Origin of the sequence: Streptomyces sp. NBC_00669, assembly GCF_036226785.1 — a bacterium.
In the GTDB taxonomy this organism is placed as follows: Bacteria; Actinomycetota; Actinomycetes; order Streptomycetales; family Streptomycetaceae; genus Actinacidiphila.
Window position 1 is genome coordinate 2,236,067 of sequence record NZ_CP109018.1, and the last position, 23,766, is coordinate 2,259,832.

The 23,766-nt window shown below is 73.1% G+C and carries 18 protein-coding genes; 7 read left to right on the forward strand and 11 right to left on the reverse strand.

From position 1 onward, the window contains the following. Nucleotides 1-199 precede the first annotated feature (199 nt). The 4 genes from OG896_RS08855 to OG896_RS08870 all read right to left on the reverse strand — a co-directional run bounded on the left by OG896_RS08855 (nucleotide 200) and on the right by OG896_RS08870 (nucleotide 4,342). On the reverse strand, nucleotides 200-1,273 hold the full coding sequence (locus OG896_RS08855) for a Gfo/Idh/MocA family protein (protein ID WP_329363954.1): 1,074 nt from the start codon (nucleotides 1,271-1,273) through the stop codon (nucleotides 200-202). Then, the gene (locus tag OG896_RS08860) at nucleotides 1,258-1,926 is read right to left on the reverse strand and encodes a ThuA domain-containing protein (protein WP_328470315.1); all 669 of its coding nucleotides are present in this window, start codon (nucleotides 1,924-1,926) and stop codon (nucleotides 1,258-1,260) included. Before OG896_RS08860 ends, OG896_RS08855 begins: the two co-directional genes overlap by 16 nt. Next, nucleotides 1,923-3,215 carry an enolase C-terminal domain-like protein gene (locus OG896_RS08865; RefSeq protein ID WP_329363955.1) on the reverse strand — a complete coding sequence of 431 codons (1,293 nt, stop codon included), beginning with the start codon at nucleotides 3,213-3,215 and terminating at the stop codon, nucleotides 1,923-1,925. The genes OG896_RS08860 and OG896_RS08865 overlap by 4 nt, the downstream gene beginning before the upstream one ends. 332 nt (nucleotides 3,216-3,547) lie before the next feature. Then, complete coding sequence (locus OG896_RS08870; protein ID WP_328470311.1) at nucleotides 3,548-4,342, reverse strand: IclR family transcriptional regulator; 795 nt, start codon at nucleotides 4,340-4,342, stop codon at nucleotides 3,548-3,550. Nucleotides 4,343-4,610: 268 nt separating this feature from the next. On the opposite strand from OG896_RS08870, the gene OG896_RS08875 reads away from it, so the two are divergent. The 6 genes from OG896_RS08875 to OG896_RS08900 all read left to right on the forward strand — a co-directional run bounded on the left by OG896_RS08875 (nucleotide 4,611) and on the right by OG896_RS08900 (nucleotide 13,052). Continuing rightward, the gene (locus OG896_RS08875; RefSeq protein ID WP_329363957.1) at nucleotides 4,611-5,939 is read left to right on the forward strand and encodes an ABC transporter substrate-binding protein; all 1,329 of its coding nucleotides are present in this window, start codon (nucleotides 4,611-4,613) and stop codon (nucleotides 5,937-5,939) included. Beyond that, nucleotides 5,936-6,943, forward strand: coding sequence for a carbohydrate ABC transporter permease (locus OG896_RS08880; protein WP_329363959.1), 1,008 nt, complete (start codon nucleotides 5,936-5,938; stop codon nucleotides 6,941-6,943). The genes OG896_RS08875 and OG896_RS08880 overlap by 4 nt, the downstream gene beginning before the upstream one ends. Continuing rightward, nucleotides 6,940-7,866: a carbohydrate ABC transporter permease gene (locus OG896_RS08885; protein ID WP_329363961.1), complete on the forward strand. Its 927-nt coding sequence runs from the start codon at nucleotides 6,940-6,942 to the stop codon at nucleotides 7,864-7,866. The genes OG896_RS08880 and OG896_RS08885 overlap by 4 nt, the downstream gene beginning before the upstream one ends. Next, nucleotides 7,866-8,717 (forward strand): NAD-dependent epimerase/dehydratase family protein, encoded by an 852-nt coding sequence (locus tag OG896_RS08890; RefSeq protein WP_329363962.1) that lies wholly within the window; start codon nucleotides 7,866-7,868, stop codon nucleotides 8,715-8,717. Before OG896_RS08885 ends, OG896_RS08890 begins: the two co-directional genes overlap by 1 nt. Continuing rightward, nucleotides 8,717-9,862 (forward strand): glycoside hydrolase family 99 protein, encoded by a 1,146-nt coding sequence (locus OG896_RS08895; RefSeq protein ID WP_329363964.1) that lies wholly within the window; start codon nucleotides 8,717-8,719, stop codon nucleotides 9,860-9,862. Before OG896_RS08890 ends, OG896_RS08895 begins: the two co-directional genes overlap by 1 nt. A gap of 100 nt (nucleotides 9,863-9,962) precedes the next feature. Further along, on the forward strand, nucleotides 9,963-13,052 hold the full coding sequence (locus OG896_RS08900; RefSeq protein WP_329363966.1) for an alpha-mannosidase: 3,090 nt from the start codon (nucleotides 9,963-9,965) through the stop codon (nucleotides 13,050-13,052). Between the two features lie 213 nt (nucleotides 13,053-13,265). Here the strand turns inward: OG896_RS08900 and OG896_RS08905 are convergent, their stop codons facing one another. The 4 genes from OG896_RS08905 to OG896_RS08920 all read right to left on the reverse strand — a co-directional run bounded on the left by OG896_RS08905 (nucleotide 13,266) and on the right by OG896_RS08920 (nucleotide 18,799). Then, nucleotides 13,266-13,913, reverse strand: a complete 648-nt coding sequence (locus OG896_RS08905) for a thymidine kinase (RefSeq protein WP_329363969.1) — start codon at nucleotides 13,911-13,913, stop codon at nucleotides 13,266-13,268. 84 nt (nucleotides 13,914-13,997) lie between these two features. Further along, nucleotides 13,998-15,206 (reverse strand): alkaline phosphatase family protein, encoded by a 1,209-nt coding sequence (locus OG896_RS08910; RefSeq protein ID WP_329363971.1) that lies wholly within the window; start codon nucleotides 15,204-15,206, stop codon nucleotides 13,998-14,000. After that, nucleotides 15,206-15,817, reverse strand: coding sequence for a DUF5998 family protein (locus tag OG896_RS08915; RefSeq protein WP_328470292.1), 612 nt, complete (start codon nucleotides 15,815-15,817; stop codon nucleotides 15,206-15,208). The genes OG896_RS08910 and OG896_RS08915 overlap by 1 nt, the downstream gene beginning before the upstream one ends. Nucleotides 15,818-15,970: 153 nt before the next feature. Continuing rightward, nucleotides 15,971-18,799 (reverse strand): bifunctional acetate--CoA ligase family protein/GNAT family N-acetyltransferase, encoded by a 2,829-nt coding sequence (locus OG896_RS08920; protein ID WP_329363974.1) that lies wholly within the window; start codon nucleotides 18,797-18,799, stop codon nucleotides 15,971-15,973. A gap of 184 nt (nucleotides 18,800-18,983) precedes the next feature. Between OG896_RS08920 and OG896_RS08925 the strand changes: the two genes are divergently transcribed. Further along, nucleotides 18,984-19,265 carry an HPr family phosphocarrier protein gene (locus tag OG896_RS08925; protein WP_328470289.1) on the forward strand — a complete coding sequence of 94 codons (282 nt, stop codon included), beginning with the start codon at nucleotides 18,984-18,986 and terminating at the stop codon, nucleotides 19,263-19,265. A 317-nt stretch (nucleotides 19,266-19,582) separates the two neighbouring features. Here the strand turns inward: OG896_RS08925 and OG896_RS08930 are convergent, their stop codons facing one another. The 3 genes from OG896_RS08930 to OG896_RS08940 all read right to left on the reverse strand — a co-directional run bounded on the left by OG896_RS08930 (nucleotide 19,583) and on the right by OG896_RS08940 (nucleotide 23,341). After that, nucleotides 19,583-20,302 carry a GntR family transcriptional regulator gene (locus OG896_RS08930; RefSeq protein WP_402450648.1) on the reverse strand — a complete coding sequence of 240 codons (720 nt, stop codon included), beginning with the start codon at nucleotides 20,300-20,302 and terminating at the stop codon, nucleotides 19,583-19,585. 277 nt (nucleotides 20,303-20,579) lie between these two features. Next, on the reverse strand, nucleotides 20,580-21,965 hold the full coding sequence (locus OG896_RS08935) for a M16 family metallopeptidase (RefSeq protein ID WP_329363978.1): 1,386 nt from the start codon (nucleotides 21,963-21,965) through the stop codon (nucleotides 20,580-20,582). Further along, nucleotides 21,962-23,341 (reverse strand): M16 family metallopeptidase, encoded by a 1,380-nt coding sequence (locus tag OG896_RS08940; RefSeq protein ID WP_329363980.1) that lies wholly within the window; start codon nucleotides 23,339-23,341, stop codon nucleotides 21,962-21,964. Before OG896_RS08940 ends, OG896_RS08935 begins: the two co-directional genes overlap by 4 nt. Nucleotides 23,342-23,766 lie beyond the last annotated feature (425 nt).

Sequence of the window (23,766 nt, forward strand, 5' to 3'; positions counted from 1 at the left end):
GTAAAACCATGTGTGTTATCAAGTCAACGCCTCTCACGAATTCAGCCTTCTCGCAGGTCGTGACCTGCGAGAACGTAATTGTCAGGCTATTTCCAGGTCATTGCGACCCCGATCCGGAAGATAATTCGCCTGACAATGCGGACGGCAAAAGGCGGCGGGCGCGGTCCCTGCTGGCCGCGCCCGCCGCCCCGCCGCTGCGCTACGCGACCGGCGCGGGCCGCTCGCAGCTGCTGGCCACCGGCAGCGCCTGGCCGGCGTGCGCGGAGTCCAGCAGGGTGAGCATCACGTCCAGGACGTGCTCGGCGAGTTCGGCCGACGCCAGGTGCGGGCGGCCGCCCGCGACCGCGTCGGCGAGGTCGGCGAGCCCGGTGCCACGCCCGGCGCCCCGGTAGCCGGCCGACACCGGCAGCGGCTGCCAGGAGCCGCCCGCCGCGAAGAGTTCGACCGGTCCGTCGAAGCCGTTCGGGTCGGGCACCGACAGCGACCCTGCGGTGCCGTGCACCTCGATCCGCGGCAGGTGCGCGGCGTGGATGTCGAAGCTCATCACGAGCGTGGACAGCGCCCCGCCGGCGTGTTCGAGCACCCCGGTGACGTGGGTGTCCACCTCGACCGCGAAGCGTTCCCCGGCCCGCGGACCGCTGCCGATCTCGCGTTCGGCGCGCGGCGTGGACGCGGCGCCGGTGACCTTGACCACCGGGCCGAGCAGGTGCACCAGCGCGGACAGGTAGTACGGGCCCATGTCGAGCAACGGGCCGCCGCCGGGCCGGTAGTAGAACTCCGGGTCCGGGTGCCACGCCTCATGGCCGGCGGTGGTCATGAACGCGGTCGCCGCGACCGGGCGGCCGATCAGCCCGTCGTCGACGGCCTTGCGGGCGGTCTGGGTGCCGGTGCCGAGCACCGTGTCGGGCGCGCTGCCGACCCGGACCCCCGCCGCCCGCGCGGCGGCCAGGATCGCGGCGGCCTCCTCGCGGGTGGTGGCCAGCGGCTTCTCGCCGTAGACGTGCTTGCCCGCGGCGATCGCGGCGAGCGCGACCTCGGCGTGCACGGCGGGGATGGTCAGGTTGAGCACCGCGTCCACGTCGTCGCGCGCGACGAGTTCGGCGACGCTGCCGGCCACCTGGGCGCCGGAGCGCTCGGCGGCCTCGGCGGCCCGGCCGGCGTCCAGGTCCGTGACGGCGGTCAGCCGCAGCGTGTCCAGCTTCGCGATGGTGTCCAGGTACTGGCCGCTGATCTTGCCCGCACCGACCATGCCGACCCTCAGCGGCTCGCCCACAGCAGTCCCCTCTCGGTGAGTGCCCGCACCTCGGGCACGTCGAAGTCGTCGGCCTTGTGGCCGATGGCGTTGACGAAGACCCGGCCGGCGCCCTGCTGCCGGGTCCAGACGGTCGGCATCACGACCGGGTGGTCGCGTTCCTCGCCGGCCGGGAAGACGGTGGTGGCCAGCACGTCGATGTCCGGGTCGGTGGAGACCCAGTACTGCTCGGTGTGCACGGCGAAGTCACCGAGCCCGGCGAGCAGCGGGTGGTCGGCGCGCTCCGGCACGAGGTGCACGGTGTAGTCCACGAACCCGTGCGGGTGGTGCAGGAACTGGCCGCCGGTCAGGAAGTGGTAGTCGACGTCGCCGCGGAAGGAGTCGACGATCCCGCCGTGCCAGCCGGCGAAGCCGGTGCCGGCCCGGACCGCCGCGACCAGGCCCTTGGTCTGCTCGGCGGTGATCTCGCCCATGGTCCAGCACTGCACCACCAGGTCGGTGGCGGCCAGCCGCTCGGCGTCGGCGTAGACCTCCAGCGACTCGGCCGTGTCGACCTGGAAGCCGCTGTCCTTCAGGAACGGCACGAACAGGTCGCTGATCTGGACGGGTGAGTGGCCCTCCCAGCCGCCTCTGACCACCAGGGCCCTGCGGTGCGGACGGTTCGGATCGGTCACGGGCGTTGCACGCTCCCATCGGTGTTGCGCAGCAGGGCCCACCGGTCGTGGGCCAAGGGTTCCGGCACGGGGTGCCGGGCGGCCGCGGCCTCGTCGAAGTCGACGCCGTGGCCGGGGGTTTCGTGGGGCACCAGGCCGCCGGCGGTGGCGGTGATGGTGCCCGGGTAGACCTCGTGGACGGGCGGCCTGAAGACCGCGGCCTCCTGCACGCCGAAGGCGTGGCTGGAGATGTCCATGGCGAGCGTGGCGGCCTGGGCGATCGGGCTGACGTCGGCCGGGCCGTGCGGCGCCAGCCGCACCCCGCGCAGTTCGCACAGCACGGCGATCTTGCGGGCCGGGGTCAGCCCGCCCAGGGTGGGCACCCTGATCCGGGCGAAGTCGATGTCGGGGCCGTCGCCGCCGGCGATCAGGTCGGCGAACTGGGCCGGGTCGTGGAACAGTTCGCCGACCGCCAGCGGCACCGGCGAGACGTCGTGCAGCCGCTTGAAGTGGCCGGCGTCCTCCGGCGCGAGCAGGTCCTCCACGAAGTACAGCCGGGCGTCCTCCACCCGCCGCAGGAACTCCCTGGCCTGCCGCGGGTCGAGCCGCTCGTGCACGTCGTGCAGGAGTTCCACGTCGTCGCCGACGCGTTCGCGCACCTGGCGCAGCACCTCCGGCACGTAGCGCAGGTAGCCGGCGCCGTCCCAGGGCGCGCGCCGGGTGCGTACCGCCTCCGGGTCGGTGCCGCCGCCGTGCGCGCCGTAGGTGTCGGCGCCGGGCACCGCGGCCTGGATGCGCACATGGCGGTAGCCGCGCTCGCGGGCGGCCTGCACCTTGTCGGCCAGCTCGGCCGCGTCCAGGCCGTCGACGTGGGTGTACGCCTCGGCGAAGGTGCGGACCTTGCCGCCGAACAGCGAGTACAGCGGGGCGCCCAGCCGCTTGGCCTTCAGGTCCCACAGCGCGACGTCGATGCCGCCGAGCGCGTTGCCGTTGATCGAGCCGCCGCGCCAGTAGGCGCTGTTGAGCAGCAGGCGGTGGATGTCGTCGATGTCGTCGGGGTCCCGGCCGACCAGCAGCGGGGCGAGGTAGTCGTCGAGCACCGAGCGCACCGCGAGGGTGCGCTGCGGATCGCTCGCGCAGCCCAGCCCGTACAGGCCCGGGTCGTTGGTCTCGATACGGACGATGAGGTGAGGACAGCCGTGGGGGGCGGTCAGGAACGTGCGGACGGCCGTGATGCGGATCTTGGCACCGCGCTCGTCGACCCAGGGTGCGGGGGCGAGCGGAGCGGGGCCGGCATCAGGCAAAGCCATGCGAACTCCCACGTGCAGGAAGGCGGTTCGGTCAGCGCGAAGCCGTCGCCGACCGGTTCCGGACAGCAGCGTGTGCTATCCCTTGGAGAGGACGACGACGTCACGCACGGCACGTACAGATAACAGAATGCCGTACCGACTCACGAACGTATGAAAGCCGGTCCGAGTTTGTCAAGAGGTCTGACAAACTCGGACCGGCTGGTGCGCAACGGGCCACGGCGGCAAGGCGGTTGGGCCGGGGCGGGAAGGTCCCGGCAGGGCCGGGCGGGGCGACGGCGGCGGTTACGGCGCGAGCCGCGGATCAGGGCCCGGACGGCTCCCGGGCCCGGTCCTCACTGCTGGCCGAGCCGTTTGAGCAGCGTGCTCAGCGAGTGCGCCGCCTCGGTGACGGCCTGCGCGATCTCCTCCATCCGCGCGTCGTCCATCCGGCTCTTGGGCGCCGAGCAGCTGATCGCGTCCTCGCCCTGGCCGCTGCCGAGCGCGACCGCGACGCAGCGGATGTCGACGGAGTTCTCGCCGTCGTCCATCGCCCAGCCGCGCAGCCTGGCCTCGCCGAGCTGCGCCAGGAGTTCGTCGGGGTCCACCACGGTGTCGGGCGTCAACCGCTCCAGCGGCCAGGCCAGCCGGCGCTGCACCTCGGCGGGGTCGTACTGCGCGAGCACCGCCTTGCCGAGGCCGGTGGCGTGCGCCGGCAGCCGGCGGCCGACTGCGGAGTACATCCGCAAGGCGTGCCGGGACTCGCGTTTGGCCAGGTAGACGACGTGCGTGCCGTCGAGCCTGCCCAGGTGGACGGACTCGCCGGTCTCTTCCGCGAGCGCGTCGAGCACCGGCCCGGCCAGGCTCGTGACGTCGTCGCCCTCCAGGTACGCAGTCCCGGTCAACAGGGCTTTCAGGCCCAGGCTGTAGCGGGTCCCCGACGGGTCGAGATCCACCCATCTGCGGGCCTGCATGGTGCGCAGGATCGCGTGCAGGCTGCTCTTGGGCACGGCCATCGCGGCGGCCATCTCGGCCAGCGACATCCGGGCGCCGTCGGCGCCGAGCAGTTCGAGCACCTCGAGCACCCGCGCCGCGGACTTGACCTCTTCAGGTTTGCGTTCGGGCCCGCGCCCGCGCGCTGTTGCTGCCACCGATTCCACCGATCCTCCGCTCCCCGCGCTCCCCTGCGCCGACACCTGACGGCCCCTGGGTGCACACCCAATCGCAACGCACGCCTTGACGCTATATCAAACACCACCGTAAGTTCAGGGACTCCAACGTCATTCGGTCTTCTGAACGATCGAACCCTAGGCAGGGGCTATGCGGATACCATTTGTCGGACCTGTTGCAGGATCTGTGACGAGAAGCAGCACCAAGAACCGCCGGACCCGATTCGCCGCAGCGGCTGTCGTGACGGTCATGTCGCTGGCGCCGGTCGCCGCCTGCGGCGGGTCGGGCGGGTCGTCCGGGGGCGGCAAGACCCTGGAGATGTGGACCTTCAAGCAGTCCCACGTCGCGGGCCTGCGCAACGCCGCCGCCGAGTTCAAGAAGCAGACCGGCATCACCGTGAAGATCCAGGCGTACGGCCCGGACGACGCCTACACCACCAAGGTGCAGGCCGCCGCGAAGACCCATGACCTGCCCGACGTGCTGGAGACGCACTCCGACGGCGAGGACTTCGCGCTGGGCTCCACCGGCATCGCCAAGGACATCTCCAAGGACGTCGACGCGAGCTGGAGCGGCCTGTACCAGAAGGGCGTGCAGGGCTCCGGCACGGTCACCCCCGAGTTCTACCGGGAGTCGCTGCCCGCCGACTCCAAGGACCACGGCGTCCAGAAGGGCCAGCGCTTCAGCGTGCCCTTCACCTCCGGCACCTTCGGCATCGTGATGGGCAACAAGAAGGTGCTCGCCGCGGCCGGCATCACCAAGCCCCCGGCCACCTACGAGGAGTGGCTCGCCGACCTGAAGGCGACCACCACGAAGAGCCCCACCACCGGCGGGGTCAGCCTGGGCCTGAAGGTCAAGGCGACCGGCATGACCTGGACGATGCAGCCGCTGGCCTTCGCCGAGCTGGGGAAGGCCAAGTACCAGGCGCTCTGGGGTCAGAACGCGTCCGAGGACTTCTCCTCGCCCGACGGCCAGAAGGCGCTCAGCGAGTACGCCAAGCTGCAGCCCTACTGGATGCCCGGCACCCAGATCCTCGACATCGACTCCGCCGACCAGGCGTTCGCGCAGGGCAAGTCCGCCTGGGACATCGGCGGCACCTTCACGCTGGCCTTCCTCCAGCAGAACGGCATGAACCCCGACGACGTGATGGCCTTCGGCATCCCCGGCCCGTCCGACGGCGCCGTGCCCAAGCCCGCGCTCGCCCCGCTGGCGCTGACCGGGCTGACCGTCACCTCGACCAGCTCGCACACCGCGAACGCCGAGAAGTGGATGAAGTTCCTCTCCCAGCCGTCGGTCGCCTCGCAGTTCGCCAAGGACGCCACCGAGGTGCCCGCCACCCAGCTCGGCGCCGACGCCGCCAAGGTGATGGGCCCGACCCTGGCCGGCCTGACGGCGACCTTCACCGGCACTCCGGAGAACACCTACGACCCGAGTGACGCCAGCTTCCGGCCGCCCGGCTACGACCAGGACTCCATCAGCGAGATCCTCGCCGACCTGACCCCGCTGCACCAGAAGAGCGTGGAGGCGACCGGCAAGGCGATGGCGAAGCTCAACAACTCCTTCTGGAAGCTGGCGAAGTGACCACCGCTCCCCGTCCCGCACTGACGGCGGAGGCAGCCGCGGCCGGGGGTCCCGGTGACCCCCGGCCGGGCGCCGGCCCCGCCACCAAGGCCCGCCGCCGCAGCCGGCGCGGCGGCCACGAAGCCCTCTCCGGCTGGCTGTTCGTCGCCCCGGCCGTGGTGCTCTTCGCGGTCATGGGCCTGTACACCGTCGGCTACGGCTTCCTGCTGAGCTTCGCCCAGTGGAACGGCTTCGCCGCGCACTGGACCTGGGTCGGCATCCAGAACTACAAGGACCTGCTGTGGGCCGACCCGCGGTACGCGCCCCGGGTCCAGCACGCCGCCGTGCACACGCTGTACGTGATGATCGCGGTGCCGGTGCTGACCGTCCTGGTGTCCTTCCCGCTGGCGGTGCTGCTCAACTCCGCCCGCCGGATGCAGACCCTGCTGCGCTCGGTGTACTTCGTGCCCTACGTGACCAGCGGCATCGCGGTGTTCTTCGCCTGGCAGTACATCCTCCAGCCGGACGGCGCGATCAACACGCTGCTCAAGAGCGTCGGCATGGGCTCGCTCGCCCAGCCGCAGGGCTGGCTCGGCAACCCGCACACCGCGCTGCCCACCATGATCGTGGTGACGGTGTGGGGCGCGGTGCCGGTGGCGATGCTGATGTACCTCACCGGGCTGCAGACCATCGACCGCAGCGTGCTGGAGGCCGCGCAACTGGACGGCGCCGGCTGGTGGCGCACCAACTTCTCGGTGGTGTGGCCGCTGGTCCGGCCGATCACCCTGATCGTGGTGCTGCTGAACCTGCGCGACTCGCTCCAGGGCTTCCAGACCTTCCTGGTGATGACCAACGGCGGCCCCGGCGACCACACCAACGTGCTCGGCCTGGAGTCGTACCGGCTGGCCTTCCTCATGCAACTCGACCCGACCCTGGGCCTGGCCAGTGCGCTCGGCTGGCTGCTGTTCGCCGCCGCGCTGGTGATCGCCCTGATCAACCTCCGAGTACTGCGGAGCAGGACATGACAACGATTCCCCTCGGACCGGCCGACGACACCGCCCCCGCGAAGAACGGTTCCGGCCGGCCCGGGCCCGCTGCCGGACCCCGCTCCGGCGGCGGCAAGCTGGCCCGCCGGATCAGCGCGAAGGTCGTCATCGGCGTCCTGCTGGCGGTCTACGGGCTGGTGAGCCTCTACCCCTTCCTGTGGATGATCTCGGCCGCGTTCAAGAACAACATCGAGGTGGTGCGCGGCGGCCACCTGATCCCGCACTCGCCGACCCTCCACACCCTGACCAGCACCTGGAACCAGCTCCACTTCTTCCGGTACTTCGTCAACAGCCTCGAAGTCACCGCGCTGACCGTGGTGCTGACGCTGGTGGTGTACGCGGCGGCCGGCTACGCCTTCGCCGTGCTGGACTTCCCCGGCCGCGGCATACTGCAGAAGCTCTTCATCTCGCTGCTGTTCGTGCCGGGCGTCACCGTGATGCTGCCGATCGTGCTGCTGGAGAACAAGCTCCACCTGCTCGGCACGCACATGGGTCTGGTGCTGCCCTTCGTCAACGGCGGCGCGCCGCTGTCGATCCTGCTGATGACCGGCGCGTTCTCGGCGGTGCCGAAGGAACTGCGGGAGTCCGCGCGGGTGGACGGCGCCAACGAGTTCCACGTCTTCACCCGGATCTACCTGCCGCTGACCCGGCCCGCGCTGATCACCGTCGGCCTGCTGACCGCGATCCCGACCTGGAACGAGTACCTGCTCACCCGGGTCTCGCTGAACAACCCGAGCTCCTACACCCTGCCGCTGGGCCTGCAGACGCTGTCGTCGGAGAACGTGCCGCACTACAACGAGATGATGGCCGGCGCCCTGATCGTCGTCGTGCCCGTGGTGCTGCTCTTCCTCTCCCTCCAGCGCTACTTCGTCAACGGCCTGGTCGGGGCGGTGAAGGGCTGATGCTGGTCCTCGTCACCGGGGCCGCCGGGCACATCGGCGGCCACGCCGTCGCGGAACTCCTCGGCGCCGGCCACGACGTGGTGCTCACCGACCTGCTGCCGGTCGACGAGCCCCGCGCGGTACGGGTGCACACCGGCGACCTCCAGGACCCGGACCTGGTGCGCAAGGCGATGGACGGCGTCGACGCGGTGGTCCACCTCGGCGCCATCCCGCACCCCAACGTGCCCGACCCGAGTGCCCTGTTCGCGGAGAACTGCCACACCGCGCACCGGGTCCTGGAAGAGGCCGGCCGGGCCGGGGTGCGCCGGGTGGTGGCCGCCTCCAGCATGTCCGCGGTCGGCCTGGCCTGGTCGCCGGTCCCGGCCTCGCCCGCGTACGTACCGCTCGACGAACAGCACCCGAGCCTGGTCCGCGACCCGTACGGGCTGTCCAAGGTGGTGCTGGAGGAGGTGGCTCGCACCGCGCACCGCCGGCACGGCACGGACGTGGTGAGCATGCGCTTCCCCTTCACCGGGGCCGGCGACCGGCTGGACGAGTTCGTCCGCGCCTGCGCCGCCGACCCGGCCGGGCAGCGGCACGACCTGTGGGGCTGGCTGCACACCCTCGACGCGGCCACCGCGATCCGGATCGCCCTGGAAGCCGACATCACCGGCGCGCACGTGGTCAACGTGACCGCGCCCGACACCACTTCGGCGCTGCCCTCGGCCGCGCTGATGGCCACGCACCACCCCGGTGTGCCCCTGCGCTCCGCCGTCACGGGGCACGCCACGCTCTTCGACACGACCGCTTGCACCGATCTGCTGGGGTTCACCCCCCGGCGCACCTGGCGTACGACCGAAGGAGAGAGCTGATGTCACCCGAACTCACGCCCCCCTCCCGCCGCACCCTGCTCACCGGTGCCGCCGCCGCCGGCGCCGCCGCGCTGGTCGGCCTGAGCGGCCACAGCGCTCAGGCGGCCACCCCGGCACCGGCCGGGCGACCCGGACCCGGCGCGGCCCACGGATCGAGGCCGGTCTCCCGGCACACCCACATCTTCTACTACCCGTGGTACGGCAACCCGGACTTCTACGGCGACTGGCGGCACTGGCAGCAGGGCGACGTCACCCCGCCCGAGGACATCGGCTCCAACTACTACCCGGTGCAAGGCCCCTACGACTCCGGCGACCTGCACGGCACGGTCGCCCAGCACATGCGCTGGCTGCGGCAGGCCGGCACCGGCGTGCTGGTCAGCAGCTGGTGGGGGCAGGGCAGTTACGAGGACCAGCGGGCCGAGGTGGTGCTGGAGGCCGCCGCCAAGGAGGGCCTCCAGGTCGCCTGGCACATCGAGCCGTACGACGGCCGCGACGCGGACTCCGTGGTCGCCGACATCCGGTACATCAGCGGCAAGTACGGCCACCACCCGGCCTTCCACCGCGACCCGGAGCACGGCCACCGCACCGCGTACTACATCTTCAACAGCCTGCTCACGGTGGACTGGTCGGCACTGCACCAGGTGGACGACCAGGCGATCGTGATGGCGCAGACCTGGGACCTGACCCGGATCGGCGACTTCGGCGGCGCGTACACCTACGACGCGATCGCCACCCACAACGAGCCGGACTGGACCGAGGTGGCCGCGTTCTGCGCCGAACGCGGCATGGTGTGGGCGCCGTCGCTCGGTCCGGGCTACATCGACCACCGCGCGAAGCCCGGCAGCACCACCCCGATCCTGGACCGCGCCGACGGCGCGACCTACGACCAGGAGTGGGCGTACGCCCTGTCCTCCGGCAACGGCGACGCGCCGCCGGACTGGGTGAGCATCACGTCGTTCAACGAGTGGCACGAGGGCAGCATGATCGAGCCCGCCACCGCGCAGACCCCCGGCACGTTCGACTACCTCGACTACGAGGGCGCCTACGGGCGGCACGGCCGGTCCGCGCAGACCGCGTACCTGGACCGCACCGCCCAGTGGGCCGCGCGGTTCGAGGCGGAGCGAGCCCGGCACCGCCGCGGCTGAGCCCCGCTCCCGCCACCGGCCCGGACGGGGGCGGGCGCCGCCGCCCGCCCCCGCTGCACGACCGACTCCCTGCCGATACCCCAGCAGAAAGAGCACTCCTGTGCATGACGACCGTCCCATCGTCGAACAGCGGATCACCAAGTTCCTCTCGCACGTGGTGCGGCCCGCCCTCTACAGCCACCCGCTGACCCTGGAGCTGGCCGCCTGGCAGGTGCCGGGCGAACCCGTGCCGGTCGCCGACGCGCTGGCGGCGGCGTACGAACCGGTGCGGATCGGCGACAGCTGGGGCGGCCCGTGGTCGACGACCTGGCTGAAGGCCTCCGGCCGGGTGCCGCAGGAGTGGGCGGGCCGCCGGGTGGAGGCCGTCTTCGACCTCGGCTTCGACCTGACCAAGGGGCCTGGCGGCCAGGCGGAGGGCTTCGTGCACGACGCCTCCGGCACGCCGCTGCAGGGGCTGCACCCGTACCACCGCAGCGTGCTGCTGGCCGAGTCGGCCACCGGCGGCGAACCGGTGGACCTGCTGGTGGAGTTGGCCGCCAACCCTATGATCGTGGGCTCCGCGGGCCGGGGCACCCACCTCGGCTCCAAGGAGACCGCCGGCACCGACCACCTGTACGAGCTGCGGGTGGCCGAGATCGCGGTGCGCGAGGACGCGGTGTGGCACCTGACGCACGACATGGAGGTGCTGGACGAGCTGATGCGCGAGCTGCCGGTGGGCAGTTCGCGGCGGCACGAGATCCTGCGCGCGCTCCAGCACGCGATGGACGCGGTCGACGTCGCCGACGTGGCCGGCACCGCGCAGCTCGGCCGGGACCGGCTCGCCGACGTACTGGCCCGCCCCGCGCACGCCTCCGCGCACACCATCGCCGCGGTCGGCCACGCGCACATCGACTCCGCCTGGCTGTGGCCGATCCGCGAGACGGTCCGCAAGTGCGCCCGCACCTTCACCAACATGACCACGCTCGCGCAGGAGTACCCGGAGCTGGTCTTCGCCTGCTCCTCCGCGCAGCAGTACGCGTGGATCAAGGAGCGCCGTCCGGAGATCTTCGAGCGGATCAAGAAGGCGGTGGCCGACGGCAACTGGGCGCCGGTCGGCGGCATGTGGGTGGAGGCCGACGGCAACCTGCCCGGCGGCGAGGCGCTGGCCCGGCAACTCGTCTTCGGCCGGCGGTTCTTCGCCGAGGAGTTCGGCCTCGCGCAGGACGGCGTGTGGCTGCCGGACTCCTTCGGGTACACCGCCGCCTACCCGCAGTTGGCGGTGCTCGCGGGCGCGAAGTGGTTCCTCACCCAGAAGCTGTCCTGGAACGAGACCAACCGGCTGCCGCACCACAGCTTCGACTGGGAGGGCATCGACGGCACCCGGATCTTCACCCACTTCCCGCCGGTCGACACCTACAACGCGAGCCTGACCGGCGCCGAACTCGCCCACGCGGAGAGCAACTTCGCCGACAAGGGCGCGGCGACCCGGTCGCTCGCACCGTTCGGCTTCGGGGACGGCGGCGGCGGCCCCACCCGCGAGATGATGGAGAAGGCCCGCCGGCTGCGCGACCTGGAGGGCTCGGTGAAGGTCGAGGTCGCGGACCCGAACGCGTTCTTCGCGGCGGCCCGCGCCGAGTACCCCCGACCGCCGGTGTGGCGGGGCGAGTTGTACCTGGAGAACCACCGCGGCACCTACACCAGCCAGGCCCGCACCAAGCACGGCAACCGGCGGGCCGAGGCGCTGCTGCGGGAGGCCGAGCTGTGGGCGGTCGCCGCGTCGGTCCGCACCGGGGCCCCCTATCCGTACCAGGAGCTGGAGTCGATCTGGCAGCGGGTGCTGCTGCACCAGTTCCACGACATCCTGCCGGGTTCCTCCATCGCCTGGGTGCACCAGGAGGCCGAGGCGGTGCACGCCCAACTCCAGGAGGAACTGGCCGGGTTGATCGGCACCGCGCTGGCCGGCGGCGACGGCCTGGCGTTCTTCAACGCCGGCCCGTACGCCCGCCGGGAGGTCGCGGTGGTGCCGGCCGGCGCCACCGACGAGGGCCAGCCGCTCGCCGACGGGCGGCGCGCGGTGCTGGTCGAGGCACCCGCGCTCGGCGCCGGCCGCGCGGTGGCCGCCGCCGGCACCGCGCCGGTCCAGGTGCGCCAGGACGGCGACGGCATCACCCTGGACAACGGAGTGCTGCGGGTCCTGATCGACGGCAGCGGCCTGGTCCGCTCGGTGTACGACCAGCGCGCCGCGCGCGAGGCGATCGACCCGGACCGGCCGGGCAACCTGCTCCAACTCCACCCGGACGACCCGAATCTGTGGAGCGCCTGGAACATCGACAGCTACTACCGCGACACCGTGCGCGACCTCACGCAGGCGGACGCGGTCGAGGTCGCCGAGGCCGGCCCGCTGCTCGGCTCGGTCCGCGTGACACGCTCCTTCGGCGCCTCGCACCTGGTGCAGCACCTCGAACTGACCGCGGGCAGCGACCAGTTGACCGTCCACACCGACATCGACTGGCAGGAGCGGGACACCCTGCTCAAGGCGGCCTGGCCGATCCGGGTGCACGCGGAGCACGAGAGCGCCGAGATCCAGTTCGGCCATGTGCGCCGGCCCACCCACGAGAACACCAGCTGGGACGCGGCCCGGTTCGAGCTGTGGGCGCACCGCTGGGTGCACGTCGGCGAGCACGGCTGGGGCGCGGCCGTCGTCAACGACTCGACCTACGGCCACGACGTGTCCCGGCAGGTCCGCGCGGACGGCGGCACCACCACCACGCTGCGGCTGTCCCTGCTGCGCTCCCCGCACAGCCCCGACCCGCAGGCCGACCGCGGCCGGCACTCCTTCGCCTACGGCCTGGTGGTCGGCACCGACGTGGACGGCGCGATCGCGGCCGGCTACGCCCTCAACCTGCCGCTGCGGCCGGCCGGTTCGGCGCCCGCGGGCGGCCCCGCGCTGATCGCCGTGGACAACCCGGACATCGTGGTGGAGGCGGTGAAGCTCGCGGACGACCGGTCGGGGGACGTGGTGGTCCGGCTGTACGAGTCGCGTGGCGGATCGGCCCGCGGCACGCTGCGCGCCGACTTCCCGGTGGCGGCGGCGCACCTCACGGACCTGCTGGAGGCCCCGGCGGAGGAGTTGCCGGCCGTGGCCGACGGCGGGCTTCCGCTGGAGCTGCGGCCGTTCCAGATCCTGACGGTCCGGCTGCGCCGGGCCTGACCCCCGCTTTCCGCCCCCCCCTGACGGCGCACGGGCGATCACGGTGCCGGTGACCGCTGATCGTACCGTCGTCGCGCGGTCCGGGCCGGTGTCCGACGCCTGACACCGGCACCGCCCCGGCCGCGAGCGGGTCCGGGCGGCCGTCCTCGCCGGCGGCCGCCCGGACCCGCCCCCTTGTCGTCCGCGCGTTCCCGGCGTCCGAACGGGCCGCCGTCAGGAGTGGTTGACCGGCAGCACGTCAGGCGACAGGGTGCCCGCGGCGGCGGACGCGCTGGTCATCTGCCGCCGGTGATGGCGGCGGCACAGCACCTCGTAGCCGACCTCCGCCGCGCGGTCCACGTCGCCGATCACCACCTGGGCGCCCTCGACCACCATGACGCCGCCGATCGTGCGGGCGTTGTGGGTGGCGCGGGCGCCGCACCAGCACAGCGCCTCGACCTGGAGCGCCTCGATCCGGTCGGCGAGCTCGATCAGCCGCTGCGAGCCCGGGAAGAGCCGGGTGCGGAAGTCCGTGGTGATCCCGAACGCGTAGACGTCCAGGTCGAGTTCGTCCACCACCCGGGCCAACTGGTCGATCTGCCCGGGGGCGAGGAACTGCGCCTCGTCGACGACCGCGTAGTCCACCCGGCCGCCGCGGCTGATCACGCCGACCAGATGGCCGTACAGGTCCATGTCGTCGGCCACCTCGACGGCGTCGGTGACCAGGCCGAGCCGGGAGGAGAGCTTGCCCTGGCCGGCCCGGTCGTCCCGGGTGAAGATCACCGCCTGCAGGCCGCGGGCGGTGCGGTTGTGGATGATCTGCAACGCGAGGGTGCTCTTGCCGCAGTCCATCGTTCCGGAGAAGAAGACCAGCTCGGACATGGGAAGGACGACGGCCTTTCGGGACGGACGGCGGAGGCGGACGGCAGAGACGAACGGCGGAGACGAACGGCGGAGACGAACGCTTCAGGAGCGTACTTGGAGCAGCGGCACCAGTTGCTCGACGGGGGTCATGGAGCCGTGCAGGCCGATCATCTTCGACTCCCCCGGCTCGGTGCGGTTCGCCACGATCGCCATGTCGTCGCAGGCCGCGGCCACCACGTCGCCGATCCGGCCCAGCACCCGCCGCTCGGGGTCGGGCCCGAACCAGCCCGCGGCGACCGCCTCCGCGCGGCTCGCCACCCACATCCGGTCGCCCAGCACCTCGCGCCACACCGCGAGCACGTCGGCCGCCGCACCGGGCACCGCGTACACGTGCCGGGCCCGGCCCTCGCCGCCCAGCACCGCGACCCCGGCGCGCAGTTCCCAGTCCTCGTCGAAGTCGATCCGGGACTCCTCGTCGAACGGGATGTCGATCATGCCGTGGTCGGCGGTGACGTACAGGGCGCTGCGCGGCGGCAGTTGCTCGGCGAGCCGCTGCGCCAGCCGGTCGACCATCGCCAACTGCCCGCGCCAGGCGTCGGAGTCGACGCCGTGCCGGTGACCCATCCCGTCGAGCTCGCTGTAGTACGTGTAGACCAGCGCGCGGTCGGCGGCGGCGAGCCGGTCCGCGGCCAGGTCCATCCGCTCCTCGCCGGCCAGCCGGCCGTGGAAGGTGCCGCCGGAGAGCGCGACCTTGGTCAGCGGGGTCTGCGCGAAGGTCGGCGAGGAGACCTGGCAGGTGGCGATGCCGGCGGCCTCGGCGAGCCGGAAGACGGTGGGGTGCGGCTGCCAGACGTTCGGCGAGGTCCACGGCTGCCAGCGCAGCTGGTTCATCAGCTCGCCGGTGCCGGGGTTGAGCGTGGTGTACCCGGCCAGGCCGTGCGCGCCCGGCGGCAGGCCGGTGCCGACGGAGGCGAGCGAGGTCGCGGTGGTGGACGGGAAGCCGGCGGTGAGCGGGCGCCCGCTGCCGCCGACCGAGCTGCCCAGCAGCGACGTCAGGTACGGCGCCTCGTCGGGGTGGCGCAGGATCAGCTCCCAGCCAAGCCCGTCCACCAGGAACACGCAGACCCGGTCGGCCGGTTCGAGGGCGAGGCCCGTGGCGGGCATCCCGGGGATGCCGAACCCGGCGAGCGCGGCCGGGATCACGTCGCACAGCGCGCCCGTGCCGTAGGCGGGGACCGGGGCGGTGCGGGGGTCGAGCGGCTCGGGGTCGTACGCGTCGGGGTACGGCGTGCCGGGGTGCGGTCCGCCCATCAGTCCGTTGCCGCTGTCGCCTCGGAGAGGGCCTGGGCGAAGGCGAGGGCCTGCCGGACCGTGTCGGGGCCGTCGCCGGCCTCGCTCACCCGCAGCGACAGGTCGTCGACGGTCGAGGAGCCGGTGTACCCGTGGTCGGCCTCGCAGTTGGGGTCACCGCACGCGGCCGGCTCCAGGTCGATCCGGGAGACCGCGCCCCACCCGATGGTCAGCACGACCTCGCGCGGCAGGGTGCCCGGGGTGCCGGGGGCACCCGGCGTGTAGGACTCGGGGTTGGCCACCACCCGGCTGACCACGACCGACGAGATCCGGCCGATCTTCACCGACTCGGTGGAGGTGGTGGCGTAGGGGCTCGGCGAGGTGTCGTCGGCGGCCTGCTCGTCGGTGTGGCTGACGATGAACCGGCTGTCGGTGAGCACCAGCACCGTCACATGCCGCCGCACCTCGTTGGCGTCGAAGGTGGTCTCCTGGTGGACCAGGTACGACGTGACCGGCTCGCGCCCCACCGCGGCCTCGACGGCCTCGGCCACCAGAGCCGGGTAGTAGCCGCTGCGCTCGATGGCTGTGCGCAGGCCCTGTGTCGTCGTACCGGTCTTCGCCATGCCGTCCATCCTATGCGCGCTCCGGGGCGGTCAGAACGCGATCGCGACCCGGGTCGTGAGGTGACCGCGAACTCGGTCGCGGACCCGGTTCCCGCCGCACGCCGCTCACGGTCCGCCGCGCGCGCCGCCCGCGCTCCGCCCGGGTCCGCCCGGCCGCCGCGTTCAGTACGAGGTGAGCGCGCGCGGGCCCAGGTCGGTGCGGGCCGGCGGGGTGGCCAGCCGCACCCGGGCGCCCAGCACGCTCAGGCCGTGCGCGGAGACCACCACGGGCTCCAGGTCCACCGCGACCACCTCCGGCAGGTCGTCGGCGAGCATCGACACCCGCAGCAGCAGTTCCTCCAGCGCGGCGGTGTCCACCGGTTCGGCGCCACGCCAGCCGAAGAGCATCGGCGCGGACTTGATGGAGCGCACCAGCTCTGCGGCATCCCGATCGGTGGCCGGAACCAGCCGGTGCGCTATGTCGCCGAGCAGTTCCGAGGGCGCGCCGGCCAGGCCGAAGGAGAGCACCGCCCCGGCCGCCGGGTCCACCCCGGCCCGTACCACCGTGTCCACCCCGCGCGGGGCCATCGCCTGCACCACCGGGCGCAGTTCTGCCGGTCCGCCCAGCCGCGCGGTCAGCTCGCCGTACGCCCGCCGCAGGTCGCCCTCGTCGGCGAGGTCGAGCCGTACGCCGCCGAGGTCGGCGCGGTGGCGCAGGTGGGGCGCGGTGGTCTTCAGCGCCACCGGGTAGCCGAGCGCGGCGGCTGCCTCGGCGGCGGTGTCCGGGTCGGGCGCGGGCCGGGCCCGGCGGACCTCGATGCCGTAGCGGCCGAGCAGCGTCGCGGTGTCGGCGTCGTCGAGGGTGACGCCCTCTCCCGCGGGCGCCCCCGGCGGCAGCAGCCGGCGAACGTCCTCGGCCGCGCCGGCCTCGTCGATCCGGTCCAGGTCAGGCACCCGGCCGGGCTCCGCGACGCTCGCCCGCCACGCGGCGTAGGAGGCGGCCTCGGCGAGCGAGCCGACCGCCCGGTCCGGCGCGCGGTAGGCGGGGATACGGCCGACGGGTGCGCCGGGCCCCTCCGCGGGGGCGCCGAGCCGGTCGGCCATGGCGTCGAGGGCGAGGTGGACCACGACGACGGGCTTGTCCGCGCCGGCGGCGGCCGCGCGCAGGGCGGCGGCCAGCGCCGGGTCGTCGCCGGCCTCGGGGTCGCCCGGATCGCCCGGATCGCCCGGATCGGCCGCGGCGGGGCGGGTGCTCCCGTCGCTGGGATCGCTCGGATCGGCGGTCAGCAGGTCGGTGCCGACCCGGGGAATGGCGGTGACCACCACCGCGTCGCTGCCGGGGTCGGCGAGCGCGGCGGTCAGCGCGGCGGCGAAGTCGTCGGGGCCGGCGGCGGTGGTGAGGTCGATCGGGGCGGCGGGGCGCAGCCCGGCGGTGAGCGCCGCGTCGTAGGTGAGCAGGCCGAGCGACTCGGAGTTGCCGAGGACGGCGACGCGGTCGCCGGCCGGCAGCGGCTGGAGGGCCAGGAAGAGCCCGGCGTCGAGGAGTTCGGTGACCGTGTCGACCCGCATCACGCCGGCCTGGCGGAAGAGCGCGGACACGGTGGAGTCGGGGATGCGGGTGACCGGCACCTCGTGGCCGGCCGGCACCGCCCCGGAGTGCAGGGCGCCCTTCACCACGACCACGGGCTTGTCGACGGCGGTGCGGCGGGCGAGCCGGGTGAACTTGCGCGGGTTGCCGAACGACTCCAGGTACATCAGCACGGCGTCGGTGTCCGGGTCGTCCTGCCAGTACTGCAGCAGGTCGTTGCCGGAGACGTCGGCGCGGTTGCCCGCGGAGACGAAGGTGGACGGGCCCAGGCCCCGGCGGTGCAGCCCGGACAGCAGCGCGATACCGATGGAGCCGGACTGGGTGAACAGCCCGAGCCGGCCGCGGCGCGGCATGTCCGGCGACAGCGAGGCGTTCAGCCGGGCGTCGGGCGCGGTGTTGAGCACCCCGAAGGCGTTCGGGCCGATCACCCGCATGCCGTGCGCGCGGGCCTGCCGGACCAGTTCGCGCTGGCGGGCCCTGCCCTCGGGGCCGGTCTCGGAGTAGCCGGCGCTGACCACGACCAGGCCGCGCACGGCGGCGGCGCCGCAGTCGGCCACCGCCTCGGGCACCCGTTCGGCGGGCACCGCGATCACCGCGAGGTCCACGCTCGCGCCGCCCTCGGCGATCTCCCGCACCGAGCGGTGGCCGGGCACCCCGCCGACGTCGGTGCCGCCTTCGGGGAAGGCGTGGTTGACCGCGTAGAGCCGGCCGGTGAAGCCGCCGGCCGCGATGTTGCGCAGCAGCGTGCGGCCGAGGCCGCCGGGGCGGCGCCCGGTGCCCACCACCGCCACGGACTCCGGGCGCAGCAGCCGCTGGACGGAGCGGGCCTCGGCGCGGTGCTCGCGGGCCCGCATCACGCGCACCGACTCGACGGTGGGTTCGAGGTCGAGGTCGAGGTGGACCACGCCGTCGGTGAAGCTGCGCTGCTGGGTGTAGCCGGCGTCGGTGAAGACCTTCACCATCTTGCGGTTGGCGGGCAGGACTTCGGCGGTGAAGTGCAGGATGCCGCGTTCGCGGGCGACCGCCGCGATGTGTTCGAGCAGCGCGGAGGCGACGCCGCGGCCCTGGTGCGCGTCCTGGACGAGGAAGGCGACCTCGGCGCGGGTGCCGGCCGGCCCGGAGGCGGCCCGGCCCTGCTCGTCGGTGCGGTCGTAGCGGACGGTGGCGATGAACTCGCCCCCGACGGTGGCCGCGAGGCCGACCCGGTCGTCGTAGTCGTGGTGGGTGAAGCGGTGCACGTCCCGGTCGGACAGCCGCGGGTAGGGCGCGAAGAACCGGTAGTACTTCGACTCGTCGGAGACCTGCTCGTAGAAGTCGACCAGCCGTCCGGCGTCCTCCGGGCCGATCGGCCGGATGCGGGCGATGCCGCCGTCGCGCAGGACGACGTCAGCCTCCCAGTGGACGGGGTACGGCTGCTCGCTCATGGCCCCAGCGTATGCGGCCGCACCAGCGTGGGGTGTCTGCTCGCGCCGCCGACGCGCAGGGGGCAGTCTGGGGGGACCCGTTCAAGCGCGGGCCGACGTGCGGGAGCAGCACCGCGGGCGTGCTTAACTGGTCTAGACAACTGGAACCACCTGCGCAGACCGCACCGACCCGAAGGACTTCACCATGGCTGAGCGGCACGTCAATGTCGGCTGGGCTGAGGGCCTGCACGCCCGTCCCGCGTCCATCTTCGTCCGCGCGGCGACGGCCGCCGGAGTGCCCCTGACCATCGCCAAGGCCGGCGGCGACCCGGTCAACGCCGCCTCCATGCTGGCCGTGCTCGGCCTGGGCGCGCAGGGCGGCGAGGAGGTCGTGCTGGCCTCGCAGGCCGACGGCGCCGACGCGGCGCTGGACCGGCTGGCGAAGCTGGTCGCCGAGGGTCTGGAAGAGCTGCCCGAGACCGTCTGAGCCTGGGAGCGTCCGACCCGGGACCCACCCGGGGCGGTCTGGACCCGGGACCGCCCCGGCCGCGCCGGCTTCGGTACGCGGCTCTTCCGTATGCGGCCCTTCCGTACGCGGCTCACCCGCACGCCTTTCCCGCGGCTCTTTCGGGCACGCCTTTTCACGCCCGCGGCGCGCCGGCCGCCGCGCGGGAATACCGACCACCGTACGGAAATCCCGCGCAGCGGAACCCGGCGGACCCGGACAGCCCCCACGGAATGCCCGGCCCCGCTATTCCGGAATACCCGAAACAACAATTCACGTTCTTGTATACGGTGTGATTGTTAAGCGCGGCGGCGCCCCGCGTGTACGGAGTGTTTCAGGGTTCTCACCGCGGTGGCCCGCTCCACGTGCAGCGCGGCCAGCCGGCGGGCGCGCTCGGCGTCACCGCGGGCCACCGCGTCCACGATCGCCGCGTGCTCCTCCCACGCCTGCGCGGCCCGGGCGGTGCCGTCGTCGGCGTACACCCAGGCGATCTTGTGCCGCAGCTGGGTCAGCAGCGCGGCCAGCGTGGGGCTGCCGGACGCCTGCGCCAGCGTCTCGTGGAACCAGCCGCCGAGCGACGGCAGGTCCGACAACTGGCCCTGCACCGCCCGCTCCTGCCCGAGCCGGACCAGGCCGCGCAGCACCTTCAGATGCGACTCGCCCCTCCGCTGCGCGGCCCGGGCCGCGCCCAGCGGCTCCAGCAGCTCGCGGATCTCCAGCAGGTCCGCGGCCTCCTGCTCGGTCGGCTCGGCCACCGAGGCGCCGGCGTGCCTGCGGGTGCGGACGAAGCCCTCGGACTCCAGCGTGCGCAGCGCCTCGCGCACCGGCACCCGCGACACCCCGTAGCGCTGCGCGAGCAACTCCTCGGTCAGCCGGCTCCCGGGCGGATAGAAACCGCCCACGATGTCGTCGCGGATCGCCGTACACACCACCTGGGCCGAGATACGCCGACCGGTGCCCTCCGTGCCGTTCACATCCGCTTCCGCATCGTAAGAACTCCGTTCCGTCCCCGAATTCATTCTGTCGCGACTCTATTCCAGCACGAGTGCGGGCGGGAAAGCAGCCCCTGAATTCTTGGATCGTTTTTGGACAGCCGGTCGCGGACCACGGAACGGAGAAGCGGGGGCCCGTACGAGGGGTTACGGAGGAGCGGGGGGGTGCGGCGGGGCGCGGAGGGGTTCGGCGGGGTGCGGCGGTACGGGCACGCGCCGTGCGGGCCCGGGAGTGCCGGAACCCCGGCGCGCCGCGCGGGCGGGCCGGGGTTCCGGTCGGTGCGGTGGGCCGGGGGCCGGTGGGTCAGGAGACGACGGTCACCGGGCCGATGCCCAGCTCCCGTACCGGCTCGGTGATCGCGGCCGCGTCGCCGACCAGGACCACCACCAGGCGGTCGAGCGGGAAGGCGTTGACCACCGCGGCCGTCGCCTCCACCGTGCCGGTCTCGGTGAGCCGGGCGTACAGCGCGGCCTGGAAGTCGTCGGGCAGCTCCTGCTCGACCTGGTCGGCGAACGTGCCCGCCACCGCGGCGGCGGTCTCGTAGCGCAGCGGCGCCACCCCGACGAGGTTCTGCACCGCGACGTCGCGCTCGGCGTCGGTCAGCCCGCCCTCGCCCAGCTCGCGGATCACCCGCCAGGTGTCGGCGAGCGCCGGGCCGGTCACCTCGGTGGCGACCGAGCCGCTGATCGCCAGCAGCGCGGCGCCGGTGCCGTCGGCGGAGGAGAGCAGCACCTGGCCGAAGGCGCGTACCCCGTAGGTGTAGCCCTTCTCCTCGCGCAGCACCCGGTCCAGCCGGGAGGTGAGGGTGCCGCCGAGGCAGTAGGTGCCCAGCACCTGCGCCGCCCACACCCGGGACTGCCGGTCCGGGCCGGTCCGGCCGATCAGCAGCTGGGTCTGCACCGAGCCGGGCCGGTCCACGATCACCACCCGGGCGGTGTCGTCGGAGGTGATCGCCGCGCGGGCCGGCGGCTCGGCCTTGGTGCCGGTCCAGCGGCCGAGCGTGCCGTCCAGCAGCGCGGGCAGGTCGATGCCGGTCAGGTCGCCGACCACCACGGCGGTGGCCGTGGCCGGCCGTACGTGCGCGGCGTAGAAGGCGCGCACGGCGGCCGCGTCGATCCGCCGCACGGTCTCCTCGGTGCCCTGGCGGGGCCGCGAGTTGCGCGCCTCGGCCGGGAACAGCTCCTTCGACAGCGCCATCGCGGCCCGGCGGCCGGGGTTGGCCAGCTCGTGCGGGATCTCGTCGAGCCGGTTGGCGACCAGCCGCTTGATCTCGTCGTCCGGGAAGGCCGGCGCCCGCAGCGCCTCGGCGAGCAGGTCCAGCGCCTTGTCCAGCCGGGACGCGGGCACTTCGAGGGAGACCCGCACCCCCGGGTGGTCGGCGTGCGCGTCGAGCGTCGCGCCGCAGCGCTCCAACTCGGCGGCGAACTCCTCGGCGGAGTGCTGGTCGGTGCCCTCCGACAGCGCCCTGGCCATGATGGTGGCCACGCCGTCGAGGTCCTTCGGCTCAGCGGCCAGCGGGGCCGCGAGCAGCACCTCGACCGCGACGACCTGCTGGCCGGGGCGGTGGCTGGTGAGCAGGGTCAGGCCGTTGGCCAGGGTGCCCCGCTCGGGCGCGGGGAACGCCCACGGCTTGGGCTCCCCGGCCTGCGGCTGCGGGTGGAACGTCATGGTGGCGGCGGTGTCGCTCATGCCTCGGCACCTTCTCCCTGCTCGTCCTGCTGGTTCCGCTCGTCCTGGTCGTCGTCCTGGTCGTCGTCCTGCTCGGCGGCCGCGGTGGGCTCGTAGACGAGGACGGCCCGGTTGTCCGGGCGCAGCCGCGCCGCGGCGACCGCCTTGACCTCTTCCGCGGTCACGTCCAGCACCCGCTGCACCGCGGTGAGGGCGAGCTGCGGGTCGCCGAACAGCACGGCGAAGCGGCACAGTTCGTCGGCGCGGCCGGCCACCGTGGCGAGCCGGTCCAGCCACTCGCGCTCCAGCTGGGCCTGCGCCCGCTCCATCTCCTCGGCGGTGGGGCCCTGTTCGGCGAAACGGGCCAGTTCCTCGTCGACGGCCGCCTCGATGGCGGCCAGCTCGACACCGCTGGACGCCTTGACGTCCAGCCAGCCGAGCGAGGGCGCCCCCGCCAGCCGCAGCAGGCCGAACCCGGCGGTGACGGCGGAACGGTCCCGCCGTACCAGCCGGTTGTGCAGCCGGGAGGACTCGCCGCCGCCCAGCACCGTCAACGCCAGGTCGGCAGCATCACTCTCACGGGTGCCGTCCTGGGGCAGCCGGTAGGCCGCCATCAGGGCGCGGGAGGGCACGTCCTCCTCGATCACCTCCCGGACGTTCTCGCCGACCACGTCGGGCAGCGAGCCGTCGCGCGGCTCGGGCTTGCCGTTGTGCGCGGGGATGGTGCCGAAGTACCGCTCGATCCAGCCGAGGGTCTGCTCCGGGTCGATGTCGCCGACCACGGACAGCACCGCGTTGCCCGGCGCGTAGTACGTGCGGAAGAAGGCGCGGGCGTCCTCCAGGGAGGCCGCGTCGAGGTCGGCCATCGAGCCGATCGGCGTGTGGTGGTACGGGTGGCCGTCGGGGAAGGCGAGCGCGCTGAGCCGTTCGAAGGCAGTGCCGTAGGGCACGTTGTCGTACCGCTGGCGGCGCTCGTTCTTCACCACGTCCCGCTGGTTGTCCAGGCTCTCCTGGTCCAGTGCGGTCAGCAGGCTGCCCATGCGGTCGGCCTCCAGCCACAGGGCCAGTTCGAGCTGGTGGGCGGGCATCGTCTCGAAGTAGTTGGTGCGCTCGAAGCTGGTGGTGCCGTTGAGCGAACCGCCCGCGCCCTGGACGAGTTCGAAGTGCCCGTTGCCCTTGACGCTGGCGGAGCCCTGGAACATCAGGTGCTCGAAGAGGTGGGCGAGACCGGTGCGGCCCTCGACCTCATGGCGTGAACCGACGTCGTACCAGAGGCATACCGCGGCGACCGGCGTGAGGTGGTCCTCGGAGAGCACCACTCGCAGGCCGTTCGCCAAGCGGTGCTCGGTGGCTGTCAGGCCGCTGGAGTGTGCCTCCGGCGTGGCCGTGTGACCCATGGGCAAGCTGTCCTTCCGGTCGCTGCTGCGTGACTGCGTAGAGTGCTGCCACTCTAGGCAAGCGTGCCCGCGCCGCGCGAAGTTCCCGCCCGGAACGCGCTCGTGCCGGGTCGCGGTCGGTGTTGTCGGTGCCGCGGTCCACAATGGACCGCGCCGCATCGCGGCGTACGCCCGCCGCCCGTGCACGACCGCGAGGCACGCGGGCGGACGTTTGACGAGCAGGCACACGCAGGACGGACGCACGACCCAGGCACGACCGAGGCACGACAGACGCAGCACCGAAGCGGGACCGCGGCACGACTCACGCGGCACCGCGGCACGACAGACACAGGACCGCAGCACCGCGGGACCGCAGAACGACCGACGCAGAACCGCAGCACCGCAGCAGCACGCAAGGCACACGCAACGCACCCGAAGGCACCACG

Excerpts from the sequence above, each read along its gene's own strand:
- OG896_RS08865 (WP_329363955.1), bottom strand. The coding sequence starts at position 3,215 with ATGGCTTTGCCTGATGCCGGCCCCGCTCCGCTCGCCCCCGCACCCTGG.
- OG896_RS08875 (WP_329363957.1), top strand. The coding sequence starts at position 4,611 with ATGTCGCTGGCGCCGGTCGCCGCCTGCGGCGGGTCGGGCGGGTCGTCC.
- OG896_RS08885 (WP_329363961.1), top strand. The coding sequence starts at position 6,940 with ATGACAACGATTCCCCTCGGACCGGCCGACGACACCGCCCCCGCGAAG.
- OG896_RS08890 (WP_329363962.1), top strand. The coding sequence starts at position 7,866 with ATGCTGGTCCTCGTCACCGGGGCCGCCGGGCACATCGGCGGCCACGCC.
- OG896_RS08895 (WP_329363964.1), top strand. The coding sequence starts at position 8,717 with ATGTCACCCGAACTCACGCCCCCCTCCCGCCGCACCCTGCTCACCGGT.
- OG896_RS08905 (WP_329363969.1), bottom strand. The coding sequence starts at position 13,913 with ATGTCCGAGCTGGTCTTCTTCTCCGGAACGATGGACTGCGGCAAGAGC.
- OG896_RS08910 (WP_329363971.1), bottom strand. The coding sequence starts at position 15,206 with ATGGGCGGACCGCACCCCGGCACGCCGTACCCCGACGCGTACGACCCC.
- OG896_RS08915 (WP_328470292.1), bottom strand. The coding sequence starts at position 15,817 with ATGGACGGCATGGCGAAGACCGGTACGACGACACAGGGCCTGCGCACA.
- OG896_RS08920 (WP_329363974.1), bottom strand. The coding sequence starts at position 18,799 with ATGAGCGAGCAGCCGTACCCCGTCCACTGGGAGGCTGACGTCGTCCTG.
- OG896_RS08925 (WP_328470289.1), top strand. The coding sequence starts at position 18,984 with ATGGCTGAGCGGCACGTCAATGTCGGCTGGGCTGAGGGCCTGCACGCC.
- OG896_RS08930 (WP_402450648.1), bottom strand. The coding sequence starts at position 20,302 with ATGAATTCGGGGACGGAACGGAGTTCTTACGATGCGGAAGCGGATGTG.
- OG896_RS08935 (WP_329363978.1), bottom strand. The coding sequence starts at position 21,965 with ATGAGCGACACCGCCGCCACCATGACGTTCCACCCGCAGCCGCAGGCC.
- OG896_RS08940 (WP_329363980.1), bottom strand. The coding sequence starts at position 23,341 with ATGGGTCACACGGCCACGCCGGAGGCACACTCCAGCGGCCTGACAGCC.